The organism is Methylobacter psychrophilus (assembly GCF_025583945.1).
In the GTDB taxonomy this organism is placed as follows: domain Bacteria; phylum Pseudomonadota; class Gammaproteobacteria; order Methylococcales; family Methylomonadaceae; genus Methylobacter_C; species Methylobacter_C psychrophilus.
The window spans coordinates 64,702-78,829 of the sequence record NZ_JAOEGU010000007.1; the positions used below are offsets into that span (position 1 = coordinate 64,702).

Genomic DNA, 14,128 nt, shown 5'->3' on the forward strand with positions numbered 1-14,128 from the left:
GTTCAGGTTATTTGGGGATTCCCGCAGCCAGCACGAGAGCGAAGACAAAAGCGAAGACCGAGAAACCTTCAACCAGAGCTGCCGGTGCCAGAGAGATACCGAAAATTTCCAGCTTGCTTTTTGATACATTGATTGACGCCGCGCAGGTATCACCCTGAGCAATAGCGCCAAATAACATCGCAAATCCCGCCAGGATACCCAAACCAAAAATGCCTGGAGAATTTTCGATCGTCAATTCACGGCGCAGGGCCATGGTAACGACGATCCCGTAAATAGTTTGCGAGGAGGGCATTGCTGCTATACCAATATAGCGTCCATAGCCGCCTTCGACTTCCAGTAAAGCCCCACATGCCGCACTGCCGGCACGAGCGCAACCCATCATACTTCCTACTGCACCTAGTGCCAAAGGCGCATATAACCCTACCCAACCCAGTGCCAAAATTAACGGTTCCATAAATTATCCTCCGATTGTTTAAATGGTTTGTACAGGTTTCCCTCTTCTTTGAGTCCCCAATTGAAAAATTCAATAACGTTTAACCTCAGTCCGTGAATGACACCACTGGCAATACCAAGAAACAGGTTAACCCCGTGTCCCAGAATCAGTATCAACAAGGCGAAGAACAAGCCAACTCCCGGATATCCTTCATAGACTCCCACTGCCATACGGTTAAACTCAATAGCCAGTGATGCTGATCCAAGACCCAGGGCGAACAGCCGGAGATAACTCAAGACATCGCCTAACGCTCCCGAGAGCTTGGTCAGTCCCAACACACCCTGAACAAAGCGGTTAAGCGGTTTTTCTCTGGGGGCGGTAAACCACACGATTAACAGGCCACCGATTACCATCAAAGTAATACCGATATTTTGCAGGCTGGTCTGTGACGTTAAGTTACTAATAGCGAGTGCAAACCCTCCGCATATCATGCTGATCCATCCGACTGAAGACAGCCGCTCTTGCCAATGCTCGTAACGGTAAGCATTCATTATATTGGCAAGCACAATATGAAAAACGCCAATTACCACAGAAATCATCATCATTCGGTTAGTGTCGGTCATTTGAAGAATATGGAGCTTTCCAGGCAAGGACGTATCGTTAGGGGTGACGCCGAAATAACTGCCAACCAGTGCGCCAAAAACCAGGGAAGCCGTGACTACTGACACCAGTAAAGGACGAAAACGGCGACCTGAGGAAGAATGCCCCATTTTTTTCCACCTGAACATTAAAAATAGCCCCATGATAGCCGCGTAACCGGCATCAGCGAGGATCATCGCAAAAAAAATGACAAAGGAAACGAAAGTGATCGCTGAGGGATCCCAGGTTCGATAACCCGGAGTCATATAAAAGGTTACCAGGTCCTCTCCAGCACTCAGCCATGATGGATTGCGCATCAGTGTTGGCGGGTTATCTTCCGGTTCGGATACTTCCGAGACAAAGTAAAAATTCTGTTGTTTTGAATAATCTTCCAGTGCTGCCAAGCCTTCAGTTGGCGTCCAGGCCTGTAAAGCAAAAGTTGAATCGTTACTATAGATTTGCGCCAACGCATTCTGACAAACAGTAAGATCTTCAAGATGATTAATATTTTGACTGAACAAATCATGCCAACGGGTTAAATAAGCCCGTTCTGCCTGAGCGTCTTCAATAGCAAGTTCTACGTCATCAAGTCGGGCTTCCAGTTGATGGCGTGATTTGTAACCAAGATGAACGCGGGGAGCCGATATTTCCAAAGGCTCTTCTTCGTTGATGACGATGACGTAACAAAACCGGTTGTCGCGGCGGATAATTTCCCAAATAAGCTCGGATGCTTTGATTTTCGGTAACTCTTTATTAGGCAATACGTAAAACCACAGTCTAAGATTGCCCATATCTTCCAGCGACGGCAGCACAAAGTCTCCCCAGGGACGCATATCCTGGATACGCTTGATTAAAAAGTCACGCTCATCCTTTAAGTCATGCAAGCGATTTCTTACTTCCAGTGTTCGTTGCTGAACTTCAACGGCATTGAAGCGCTGTATATCCAGAACCTGCCGTCTGCGTCGTGGATGCGTTTGTAGAAACTTCAGTGCTTCGCGTGCCCCTGCGATAGGTGTCGTATTAGCCACTGCTTCGCGTCCGGATACCAAGGGAATAATCTGCACACAGCCCATGCTCTGAAGATCAGTTAATAAACGGCTTTGGTCGGTACTCATACCGATAAAAGTGACTTTATGCATATTAACAATACTCATAAGGCTTCCTCTAACGCCGCTTCAGCATCGCGTCGTTGTTGCTGTTTTTTCTTGGCAAGTTTGGAAGTAATCACGCTGGCTCGCTCGGCATCGCCAAGAAAAATACGTATTTTTTGAATATTCTTTCTGGCGGTCGGAATCAATATTTTATCGAACAGATTGACTCGTTGCTTGATTCGTCGAACGGCAAGAGACAAAATACTTAGTCGTTTTCCGGCAATTTCGGCACGTATCCGCTGTTCTGCTGCATCTTTCAAGCGCTGTACGAGATTATCAACCCACGGTGGCGTAGCAAGTCGTGAATAGTCGGCAGCGATACAGTCGATACTATCCAGAAAAGGCAGTTTTACACCGACGACATTCTGTTCAATCACTTTATAACCTTTTAATTGTACCAGTCCATTCAGACGAAATTCTTCATCGGCCAGCATCGGCAGTTCTTCACCGATTCGGGTTTCCAAATCATCTACCGCAGCTTGTGCCGCGCTATAATCGTCCTGCGCTTTTTGTACTTCCAACATTAACTGCCGACGTTTTAAATCCAGCGAGGGCAATAGCTTTTGGTACAGCTTTAGCTGTTCTTGCTGCTCATGAAGTTCGTGCTTGCTAAGTTTAAGCTTGGCCATGATGATTTACGCAACTTTATACGCGGTGTCTTTTTCTTCAGACACTTCCGAAGCAGGTTTTGGGTAATATTTATCAATCAGGTTTTGTTTCATTAGGAGTTCCTTTGGCTCAAAACATTCAGACAGTGTTAACCAGCAAAGATCCAGTGCTTCGATAACGGGGAGTGAAACGCGTATATCCATAAACCGGTCGCGGAACAAGACGCCAAACTTAAGCAACTTGTCGTCGAAAGCTGACAGATCAAAGGCCATGGTCTGCTTTTTTTGTGCCTCCACGGCACCTGAATAAAGCCGGATCATGGTGTTCATAATCTGGCCGTGATCCTCTCGCGTCGCTTTACCAACGACATGCTGTTTTAGTCTTGATAGCGAGCCGAACGGATCTATAACGCCATTATGCAGATAGAACTGCCCCTCGGTAATGTAACCGGTATTATCAGGCACCGGATGCGTTACATCATCACCGGGCATGGTGGTTACGCTGAGTATTGTCACCGAACCTGCACCCTTAAAATCACAGGCTTTCTCATAGCGCGAGGCAAGTTGCGTATAGAGATCTCCCATGTACCCACGCACCGCCGGGATGCGTTCCTGGGCAACTCCCAGTTCTTTCATGGCATCAGCGTAGGCGGTCATATCGGTCAGTAATACCAGCACCTTCTTTTTACCCTCAACAGCCATTTTTTCTGCTACGGCTAAAGCCATATCAGGAACCAGTAAGCGTTCAACCAAGGGATCAGATGCCTGATTGACGAACATCACGGTACGATGAAAAACACCATGATTTTCAAAAGCAGTACGAAAAAAATGATAGTCATCAAAAATCAAACCCATGCCGCCAAATACCACGACATCAGCATTGGCCTGAAAACCGATACGCGCGAGTAGTTCGTTAAAGGGTTCGCCGGCAACTGAAAAGATAGGTATTTTTTGGCTTTCCACGAGGCAGTTGAATAAATCGATCATGGGCACTTTGGTTTCGATCATCCGCGATGGCATGACACGCATAACCGGGTTAACCGTAGGGCCACCCACTGGAATGCGTGGATCGGTCGGTAGCTCCGGGCCACCGTCAATAGGGTCGCCGGAGCCCCTGAATATTCTGCCGAGAATATTATCCGAATAGATAACATCAAGTGGACGACCGAGGAAATTTACTTTGGCATCGGTAGAAAGTCCTTTACCACCGGCAAATACTTGCAGGCTGACTATGTCGCGGTCAAGATCCACAACTTTGGCCAGAGACCTTTCACCATCAATGTTTTCAATCACGGCCAGATCGCCAAAAGCAACGTCTTGTGCCCGTACACGAATGATATCACCGACTATTTCCAGCAGGCGTGTGTGAAGTATCAAATTTTTAATAATAGACATTAATTAGCTCACTTTTTTCATGGCAAGAACAAAGATTCCAGTTAAATTATTATCTGTTTTGCATAAAGTTATCATCATTACACGATCACTTACAAGAATAATATCGACCGGATTAAAGTCATGAACACAGGTTTTGTTTTTTATACCAAACAAGCGGTTTCAGTTAACAGGCTGATACCTTCGGTAGTTGCTAATAAATAAAATACCCAAGTAACGGGTTCTTCTTTTTGAAAAAGAGGGAATAGGGGCAAGCCCCTCCAAAAGTGTGTTGATTTTTAGTTGGTTAACCGCCAGCTCACGACCCGTAACTGCCGGTCGCGACTGGCATCTTTATGGAGATGATATTTCAGAGGGAGGTTGGGCAATGTGCCAACAGACAGGAAAACGTAAGGTGTGCAAGGCTCTTTATGACTGCCAGTTGTCTAAAAAACGTATCGTAATTCGTGAGTTTAAATTTAAGTGCCGGATTGTTGTGCCATAACTCAATATTTGTCGACATATACCCATTTTTCACCTATTGTTATTACATTAGTAATAACAATAGGTGAAATCATGCTTACCCTAAAACTTACAGCTGTTGGCAATTCCATAGGTGTTGTTCTCCCTAAAGAGGCATTGGATAAGCTACATCTGGTAAAAGGCGATAAGATGTATCTGACAGAATCACCAGATGGTTTTCGGCTTACACCTTATGACCCCTCATTTGAAAAACAAATGACTGAGGCACAGAAAATCATGAAAAAACGTCGTAATGTTTTACATGAATTGGCGAAATAATGTCGGTTGTCTGGATTGATGAGTCTGTCGTTTTTGCATTGCATGAGGAACATCTCGCAGAGCATGGCGGGGCAATAGGTATCCGTGATCGTGGATTGTTGGAATCCGCGCTGCATCGTCTTCGAAATCTAGCCTTATACGAAGAGGCAGACCTTGCTGGACTAGCCGCAGCCTATGGTTTTGGTATTGCCCGTAATCATCCTTTTATGGATGGCAACAAGCGGACGGCATTCACTGTAACTGAACTTTTCCTTGCTTTAAACAGACAGGAATTAATCGCAGATGATCAATCATGCGTCATAACTATTTTAAAGCTTGCAGAAGGCAGTCTTTCTGAAAAAGAGTTTGCCAATTGGATAAGAGATAATACCCAGTCTAATTAACGACAATTTCACCTTTACTTGTTAATTGCTTTGTACCAAAAATAAAGATTTATGGCACATCGGGGATTCCTTGTTATTTCAACCGTTTGTTCATGTCATAAGTCAGGGTCAAAATTGGGTTATGTTAGCTAGTTTGCCAGTGACCGGTATCGGGAAGCTTAAATCCATATCTTACCGACTATAATGGGTCGTGAACTGGCGATCAGTTCCAATTAAAAAGCAACATACTCTTCGATGCGCTTGGATTAGGGAGATTTTTAAATACGGTTTATCGTGTTTCCCTCTCTCTTTTTGGTGGCGATTCTTCAACGGGGGGAAGAGCATATTCACACAATACAACTATATTATTTTTAACACCTTGGCCAAGATAGGGATAAAAACAACTTTCTGATATTATCAGGATCTGGAAAGCAGGTATGGTTAATTCAAGGGGGATCGGGAGTTTGGGAGCGAGTTTAAATACAATTAACGGTAGGGATGATATCCGTTAGCATCGAAATTATTTATCTGAGAATCTATAAAGAGAAGATATAGACTTTTAGAAATTAAATTCCCATAACATGATGATTTAGTTAACACGGATAACATCCCTTAAAGGGGTGGTATCCGATAGCATCGAAATTAATTATCCGAGAATCTATTAAAGAGTAGCTATTTCTATAGCCTATTGATTGACCATATTTTCCAATAATGAGTAGTGCTTGATGGGTACTGTGACTTCCCAGCCACCACCTAGTGCCTTGTAAAGTGCTGCCAGTGATGTCGCTGTCGCAGTTTCGCTTTGTGCAAGACGTTCCTCGTCTTGCAACAGGCGTAACTCAGTATCCAGAACGGTCAGAAAATCGCTGACACCCTCATTGAAGCGTAGGTGAGCCAATTCATCGGCTTTTATACTGGCTTGAGCAGCAGACGCCAGCAATACTTGCCGTGCTCGCTCCTGATTGTAGTTGACCAGAGCATTTTCAGTTTCTTCCAACGCATTCAGTACCGTTTGCTGGTACTGAGCCAAACTGGCTTCGGTACTCGCATCAGCAGCCTTAATACGAGCGTATACACGGCCTAAATCGAGGAATGCCCAACTGATTTTTGGGCCGAAAGCATAGGCTTGTGAGCCGGCAGCGCCCAGTCCTGTAAGGGTGCTGGCTTCCATGGAGAGCGTACCGACAAAATTAACACGCGGAAAAAGGTCGGCAGTAGCAACGCCGATACGGGCCGTAGCAGCAGCCAGCGTGCGCTCGGCCATACGTATATCGGAGCGGCGGCGCAGTAGATCTGCCGGGTTACCGATATTGATGGTCTCGACAATGATGGGTAGCGGGGCAGACTGCTCCAGCTTTTTAATCAGGGCACCCGGTAGCTGTCCGGTCAGAATACCGAGTCGATGAATGGCCCGGTAAATACCACCTTGTATTAGCGGAATGGTGGCTTTTGTAGAGTCAAGTTGCGCTATGGCTCTTGAGGTGTCAAGTTCTGTACCACGTCCATTTTCAAGCCTGACATTGGTTATGTTTAATGTTTGGGTTTGATTCTTGGCATTCTTTTTGGCTACCGACAACTGATTTTGCAAGCCACGCAATTCAAAGTAATTTCTCGCGACTTCGGCGATTAGACTGACGCTGAGATCGCGAAGACTGGCTTCTTGTGCCTCAACTTCATCGCTACTTGCTTCCACATTACGACGCACGCGACCAAACAAATCAATTTCCCACGCGGCATCAAAACCGGCATTGTAAAGTTTCAGAGGACGTGGTGCAAAGGTCAGATTATTCATTGCACCAAGACTGCGTTGCTGATCGGTGTAATTGGCATGCGAGCTGACAATCGGAGCCATATTCAGTCCGGCCTCCATATACAGAGCCCTGGCTTCTTTGAGATTAGCCCGTGCGGTCTGAAGATCATAATTATGCTGTACAGTCTGATCAACCAAAACAGTCAATTCTTTATCTTTAAAAAGCTTCCACCAGGCGACTTCCACGCCTTTTGTAGAGAACTCAGGGTTAACTTCATGGGTGAACGCTTTAGGCGTCTCGGTTGCAGGCAATTTGTAGTCCGGACCGACGGCACAGGCACTTAGTAGTGTGGCACTCAGAAACGTTATGACTTTATTGGTTTTTATTTTGTACTGGATCATAGGTCTTTGCCGGTAGCAGATTCTTGAGGCGATAATTTACCGGTCTTGGGTCCTTGCGGTCGTAGGCGTTGCGAAAATCCCTGTACGATTACATAAAAGACCGGCGTTAACAGCAGACCAAAAAAGGTTACGCCCAGCATGCCGCTGAACACGGCTGTGCCTAATATTTGCCGTGATTCTGCACCGGCACCTTCTGCAATAACCAGTGGAAAAACACCAAAAATAAAAGCAAGTGAGGTCATTAAAATGGGACGTAATCTGATCCGACATGCCTCTATGGCAGCATCGAAGCGGTTAAGGCCACTTTCTTGCCGCTGCTTGGCAAATTCCACTATCAGAATGGCATTTTTGCTGGCCAAGCCCACCAGTACGATAAAGCCGATCTGTGTGAAGATGTTATTATCCATATTACTTAACCAAACCCCCGTCATTGAGGACAGAATACACATCGGTACGATCAGTATTATCGCAAACGGTAATGACCAGCTCTCATATTGAGCTGCCAGCGCCAAAAACACGAAAATAACACTTAACGGGAAAACCAGCATGGCTACATTTCCGGCCAGAACTTGTTGCAGGCTAAGTTCGGTCCATTCAAAGCCAAAGCCTCGTGGTAACTCCTTATGCAGTAGATCAGTCATGGTATTAATGGCCTGACCGGAACTGATTCCGGGAAGCGTGCTGCCATTGATTTCAGCCGCCGGATACATGTTGTAGCGGGTAATTTTGTCTGGTCCGGTGATTTCTTGTACATCGACAAGCGAACCGAGAGGCACCATACCCCCTTGAAGATTACGCGTTTTTAACTTGGCAATATCCGCAGGCTTCATGCGAAATTGAGAATCTGCCTGTGCAACGACCTGATAAGTCCGTCCGAAGATATTAAAGTCGTTGACATAGAGCGACCCCAAATAGATCTGCAAGGTATCGAATACTTCTTTTAACGGGACGTCCATAGATTTGACACGGGTACGATCGACATCGAGAAACAGTTGAGGTACGCCAGTACGCAAAGTCGTGAATAAGCCTGTCAGGCCGGGTTGCTTGTTGCCCAAATCAATCATTTCAGCATTGGTTTTTTCCAGTGCTTTAATACCGGTGTTGGTCCGATCTTGTATGAGTAGTTTAAAGCCGCCGACCGAGCTCATACCACGGATAGGGGGCGGTGCAAACACGGCAATTTTGGCATCACCGACCTGGCCCAGTTTCTTCTGAAGGTCGGTAATAATGGCGTTGGCGTGTAATTCCGGGTGGCCGGCACGTTTATCGAAACTTTCAAGTGTGGCAAAAAGAGTCGAAACGTTAGACTGGTTGGCCCCGCTCAAAACCGAATATCCGGCGTAGGCGTTCACATGTGCTACACCTTTTGTTTCCAAAATCAGCCGTGTTGCTTCCTGGACTACAGCCTGAGAACGTCCCAGTGAGGCAGCATCAGGTAGTTGCGCATACATGATCAGATAGCCCTGATCTTGCTGGGGAATGAAGCCGGTGGGAACTTTTTCAAAAGCCAGGAAGTTAAGGCCGTTAAGTCCGACATAGAATATGACCACCACTACGGTCATGTGGATAAGTCTGCCAATCAAACGCGCATAGCCTTCACTAAACCGGTCAAAAAACCGGTTAAAGGCATTAAAGAACCAGCCAAACAGGCGGTCGATAATGCGCGTAAATTTATCTTTGTCATGATGCGCCCGATCCAGCAATAATGCACATAATGCAGGGCTCAGAGTTAACGAATTGAAGGTAGAAATCAGGGTGGAAACAGCGATAGTCAGTGCAAACTGTTTGTAAAAGGCACCGGAGACGCCCGGGATAAAAGCGGTAGGTATAAATACCGCGATCAAAACCAACGTTGTGGCTATGATAGGGCCTATAACTTCGTCCATGGCTTTTCGGGTTGCATCCCTGGCTGATAACCCCAAGGCCATATGGCGCTCTACATTTTCCACGACAACGATGGCATCATCCACAACAATACCGATAGCCAGTACCAGACCAAATAAAGATAAGGTATTAAGTGACAAGCCCATGGCTGACATTACCGCGAAAGTGCCAACCAACGAGACGGGCACTGCGAGTACTGGAATGATGGTGGCCCGCCAGTTTTGCAGGAATAACATCACGACTATCACGACCAATAATATGGCTTCGAACAACGTCTTGACTACCGCATTGATAGATTGCTGTACGAATACAACGGTATCATAAATCATGTTGTAATCAAGGCCGTCCGGGAAACTGGGCTTTAGCTTTAGCATAGTCTCGACGACAGCCTTCTTGGTGTCTATCGCATTGGAGCCGGGTAACTGAAAGATAGCGAGGCCGACAGAGGGTTCTCCGTCCAGAACCAGATCAGAATTATAATCTTTGGCACCTAGTTCGATGCGGGCTACATCCTTGAGTCGGGTTACCTGACCATTGGGACCTTGTTTGATAACAATCTCGGCAAATTGATCGGCATTCATAAGCCGCCCCAGTGTGCTGATAGTGTATTGAAAATCAGTGTTTTCTTTTGTGGGTTGTTGGCCGACTACACCGGCTGCTACCTGGATATTCTGCTCCTGGATGGCCTTGACGATGTCGCTGGCGGTCATATTACGCGCGGCAATTTGTTCAGGATTAAGCCAGAGACGCATACTGTAGTCACGGGCACCAAAAACCACAATTTCACCGACACCGGGCAGCCGTGCCAAGGTATCTTTTATTTGTAGTAGCGCATAGTTACTCATATATATGCTGTCGTAACGTTTATCGGGTGAGTTTAAACTAACGATCAGACTCAGATCCGGACTGCGTTTTCTGACGCTGATACCCTGTTTCCTGACTTCTTCAGGTAGCTTGGGTTCGGCCAGTGCGACCCGATTTTGTACCAGCACCTGCGCCTTGTCCAGATCAGTCCCCGGCTTAAAGGTAATGGTGAGCGACATGGTGCCACTATTGGTTGATTGGGAGGACATGTACAGCATATCTTCGACACCGTTAACCTCCTGCTCGATGGGTGTTGCTACCGTATCGGCAACAATTTGGGCATTGGCACCCGAATAGGTTGCGCTGATAGTAACTGTGGGCGGTGCAATTTCCGGATATTGGGCGATAGGCAGAGTAATAAGTGCAATACCACCAACCAAAACAATCAAAATAGATAATACCGATGCGAAAATTGGCCGGTCAATGAAAAAATGGGCGAATTTATTCATGGCTTATTTCTCTTTATGAAGTTCGGTGAGCGAAATCCGTTCCGGCTCAACCTTAATGCCTGGTTTGAGTTTTTGCAGACCTTCAATAACGATCCATTCTTCAGGCTTTAAGCCTTCTGTGATGACACGAGACTGACCAATATGAGCACCCAAAACAACCTTCCGATATTCCACTTGGTTATCCTGATTAACTACCCACACAAACCGTTGTGACTGATCCGTTGCTATGGCCTGATCAGGTAAAAGAATACCCGGATAAGGCGCAATACCTCCGACGCGCATACGAGCGAAAAATCCGGGGCTTAACAAGCCATCAGGATTGGTAAATACACCTCTTAATGATACAGTACCAGTGCCTGCATCTTCACGTGGCGATATGTAATCTAGAATTCCCGGGTGAGGAAAGTCAGTTTCGTCAGTTAGGGCCAGTTGCGCGGGAGTTTTCCTCGCGCCAATATTATCACTGCCATCTTGCTGCGATTGACGTCGGTATTTCAATACTGATCGTTCATCGGCATCGACATAGACATAGACTGGATCGGTAGAGACAATGAAAGTTAGTCGGGTTGCATCCGCTCCACCGCCACCGACCAAATTACCTTCAGTGATCAACTCGCGGCCAATTCGTCCGCTTATCGGTGCGCGTATGTTGGTGAAATCCAGGTTCAGTTTGGCAGTGGCAACATTGGCTTCTCCCGATTGAACTGCAGCAGCGGCTTCGCGCAAGCCTTTACTGCGGGCGTCGTACTCTTCTGCCGAAATAGCTTTGCCACGAAACAGACCCTCGGCCCGCGCCATATCATTTTTGGCTAATTCACGTTTGGCTTTGGCTTGTTCAAGTTCTGCTTCTGCGTAATTCAGTTGGGCTTTGAAAGGCTTGGGATCGATCAGGAATAAAAGGTCGTCTTTTTTTACCATTTCTCCCGCTTTAAAATTTACTTTTTCCAAATAGCCGCCGACTCTGGCTCTTACATCTACCGAGCTTACCGCTTCAATACGACCGATGTATTCATCCCATTCGGTGACTTCCTGTATTAAGGCTTGGGTAACTTTGACACCAGGCAGTTTAGCTTGAGCCGTTTTAGCATCGGAGTCGGTTTTGTTTGCACAGCCGCTCATCGCCAGCAGGGTGATAAGCGCCAACAGAACTGGCTGCATGTGTTGCAATAATTCCCGGCGTTGACTTGAGCGATGGAGCGGTTGCACTGGCACGCGTGTGTTTTTTATCATCCCTTTTATACCTTTATTTTTTATAAATAAGTTAGATCAATATTTTGGACAGTTTTAAGTTATTAAAACGGTATATTTTTTGACAAATAATCTCAAGAACCGGTTAATGTATTAATAAATAACTTTTTATTTTTCAACTAGTTAGTATTAAATACGGCTCTACATTTTGCACAAGTTTGATTTAACTCTTCGCAAATCGCCACAAGCCTTGTTGTTCGTGAAGTACCAATTATCAAAACTGTCCGAAGTATTGTTCATGGGAATATCCTGATAAGTTAGTCATGAGTGAGGTGCGGAATACTATTTTCGATTACTGGTTGCTGATTGCAGATTCTACAAACGACACCGAACTGGGTCTGTGCGATAGCGAACAGATTGGAATTAGTTCGCGATGCGCATTACGATAATTGACTTTAATTAAAGTAAAGCTGTTCGAAGTATTGTTAAATGGTAATAGATCTTACCGTTTAATTTAGTCTATGATAGGGGGCCAAGTCAACTAAATCTTATAAGTATATCTATGATTAAATGCGGACGGCCACGTAAGGGTCAGGAGTCTTTAAGTCGTGACCGATTACTGGATACTGCCCTTAAGCTATTTCTTGAAAATGGTTACGGAAACCTGAGTCTGGAAATTATTGCCAAGGATGCACATGTGTCAATGCGAACTATCTACAATGAGTTTGGCGGTAAAGCCGGGCTGTTTGGTGCGGTTATAAAGCGTTATACGGATTCATTTGTTACTGGTTTATCCGAGGATAGTACGTTGGAAGGTCGGCCGGAGGAGGCGTTGATCGCTTTTGCAAAGCAGTTTCTAAGAGGAATTATCCATCCGGATGCGGTACGTATACGTGCCATATTAATTGGCGAATCGATACGCTTTCCTGATCTTGCGCTGCAATTTTATGAGCAAGGTCCACAGCGCAATTCGTTCTATCTGGCACAGTTTTTCGCCAGACAGCAGCAAGCCGGTTATTTTATTGCAATAGACCCGCGTGTACTTGCTGATCAATTCTTGAGTGTTATACGCAGTGAACGCTTTCAGAAGTTGCAACTCGGCTTGGAGCAAGCTCCCGAGGAGGCTGAAATTGATACCTGGGTACGGCAAGCGGCTTCGTTGTTTTTACATGGATGTTTGGCAGACAGGGGGCTGTCCGAGAATAGAAAACAGGCTATTATTCCTGTTCTCGGACAGCTTCCTGGTAACGTTTAATAAGTTGCTGGTAGTAATTAATGTCCTCTTTTTTTTCGCGTTTTTTGACACCGTTAAGGTGAATTTCTGCTTTTTTTAATAGCATGTCGATTGTTGCATATCGGTTATCGCTAGATAATTGACTCGTAGCAAGAATTTTTTCCAGTGCGTTGATTCGAAATCTATCCATACCCCAAAACTTTTGTGAGAGCTGATCCTCATGTCCGCCGTATTTTTTTATTTGTGGTTCTTCTATCAATAAAACGGGATAGTTTGCGGTAATTCTAAGCCACAAGTCATAGTCTTCACAGGCAGGTAGCGTGATATCGAATAATCCGACATCTTCAAATATGGAGCGATGTATCAGAGTAGTAGACGGTGATATCGCACAATGCGGCAAACACTCTGCAAATATCCAGCCGCCCTTCTTGGCGTATTTTTTGGGTGGATTGACACGGGTGCCATTGCGTATCCATTGCTCTTCCGTGTGACAAATTTTACTTGCCGGGTTAGCCGATAAAGCGATTGTTTGCCGGCTTAGTTTTTCAGGCAGCCATTCATCATCGGAGTCCAGAAATGCAATCCAGTCAGTGGTTGCATGGTGTACACCCAAATTTCGTGCGCTGCTAACGCCGCAATTTTCTTGGTAGTAATAATTTACCGCTGGAAATTCTTTACCAATCATGACGCTGGTATCGTCAGTAGAGCCATCATCAATTACTGTTATTTCAGTTGGAAGTAAGGTTTGCGAAAGGACTGACAGTAATGCTCGCCTTAATAACTCACAGCGATTGTAGGTGGGAATAACAACTGAAATATTTATAAAAGCACCTTATTATTGGATGGGAAGCGGCTTGTTGAGTTGATGTGCTAACAGGGAGTTTGATGGCGAGTAATTCGTAAAAATACCTGTTGTAAAAGTGTCATGGATAAATAATTTCGCTGCCAACAGATACCATCCCTTAAAGGGATGGTATCTGTATGAGCTTATA

Annotated in this window: 11 protein-coding genes; 3 read left to right on the top strand and 8 right to left on the bottom strand. The window is 45.6% G+C overall.

Annotated elements, in window-relative coordinates:
- Positions 1-7: 7 nt before the first annotated feature.
- The 4 genes from N7974_RS05525 to N7974_RS05540 are packed head-to-tail and all read right to left on the bottom strand — an operon-like array spanning position 8 to position 4,226.
- Positions 8-454: an ATP synthase subunit C gene (locus tag N7974_RS05525; protein WP_243220622.1), complete on the bottom strand. Its 447-nt coding sequence runs from the start codon at positions 452-454 to the stop codon at positions 8-10.
- A complete protein-coding gene (locus N7974_RS05530) occupies positions 442-2,226 on the bottom strand; it encodes a V-type ATP synthase subunit I (protein ID WP_262964652.1) in 1,785 nt (594 codons plus the stop codon). The genes N7974_RS05525 and N7974_RS05530 overlap by 13 nt, the downstream gene beginning before the upstream one ends.
- On the bottom strand, positions 2,223-2,852 hold the full coding sequence (locus tag N7974_RS05535; protein ID WP_262964653.1) for a V-type ATP synthase subunit D: 630 nt from the start codon (positions 2,850-2,852) through the stop codon (positions 2,223-2,225). Before N7974_RS05535 ends, N7974_RS05530 begins: the two co-directional genes overlap by 4 nt.
- Positions 2,853-2,858: 6 nt before the next feature.
- Positions 2,859-4,226: a V-type ATP synthase subunit B gene (locus tag N7974_RS05540; protein ID WP_262964654.1), complete on the bottom strand. Its 1,368-nt coding sequence runs from the start codon at positions 4,224-4,226 to the stop codon at positions 2,859-2,861.
- A 552-nt stretch (positions 4,227-4,778) separates the two neighbouring features.
- On the opposite strand from N7974_RS05540, the gene N7974_RS05545 reads away from it, so the two are divergent.
- On the top strand, positions 4,779-5,003 hold the full coding sequence (locus tag N7974_RS05545) for an AbrB/MazE/SpoVT family DNA-binding domain-containing protein (RefSeq protein WP_262964655.1): 225 nt from the start codon (positions 4,779-4,781) through the stop codon (positions 5,001-5,003).
- Positions 5,003-5,386, top strand: coding sequence for a type II toxin-antitoxin system death-on-curing family toxin (locus N7974_RS05550; protein ID WP_262964656.1), 384 nt, complete (start codon positions 5,003-5,005; stop codon positions 5,384-5,386). Before N7974_RS05545 ends, N7974_RS05550 begins: the two co-directional genes overlap by 1 nt.
- Positions 5,387-6,050: 664 nt before the next feature.
- On the opposite strand, the gene N7974_RS05555 is transcribed toward N7974_RS05550, so the two are convergent.
- The 3 genes from N7974_RS05555 to N7974_RS05565 are packed head-to-tail and all read right to left on the bottom strand — an operon-like array spanning position 6,051 to position 11,944.
- Positions 6,051-7,517, bottom strand: a complete 1,467-nt coding sequence (locus N7974_RS05555) for an efflux transporter outer membrane subunit (RefSeq protein ID WP_262964657.1) — start codon at positions 7,515-7,517, stop codon at positions 6,051-6,053.
- Positions 7,514-10,714 (bottom strand): efflux RND transporter permease subunit, encoded by a 3,201-nt coding sequence (locus N7974_RS05560; protein WP_262964658.1) that lies wholly within the window; start codon positions 10,712-10,714, stop codon positions 7,514-7,516. Before N7974_RS05560 ends, N7974_RS05555 begins: the two co-directional genes overlap by 4 nt.
- A gap of 3 nt (positions 10,715-10,717) precedes the next feature.
- On the bottom strand, positions 10,718-11,944 hold the full coding sequence (locus N7974_RS05565; RefSeq protein ID WP_262964659.1) for an efflux RND transporter periplasmic adaptor subunit: 1,227 nt from the start codon (positions 11,942-11,944) through the stop codon (positions 10,718-10,720).
- A gap of 520 nt (positions 11,945-12,464) precedes the next feature.
- Between N7974_RS05565 and N7974_RS05570 the strand changes: the two genes are divergently transcribed.
- Positions 12,465-13,157 carry a TetR/AcrR family transcriptional regulator gene (locus N7974_RS05570; protein WP_262964660.1) on the top strand — a complete coding sequence of 231 codons (693 nt, stop codon included), beginning with the start codon at positions 12,465-12,467 and terminating at the stop codon, positions 13,155-13,157.
- Here the strand turns inward: N7974_RS05570 and N7974_RS05575 are convergent.
- On the bottom strand, positions 13,120-13,959 hold the full coding sequence (locus N7974_RS05575) for a glycosyltransferase family 2 protein (RefSeq protein WP_317451583.1): 840 nt from the start codon (positions 13,957-13,959) through the stop codon (positions 13,120-13,122). The two genes, N7974_RS05570 and N7974_RS05575, sit on opposite strands and share 38 nt — an antisense overlap.
- Positions 13,960-14,128 lie beyond the last annotated feature (169 nt).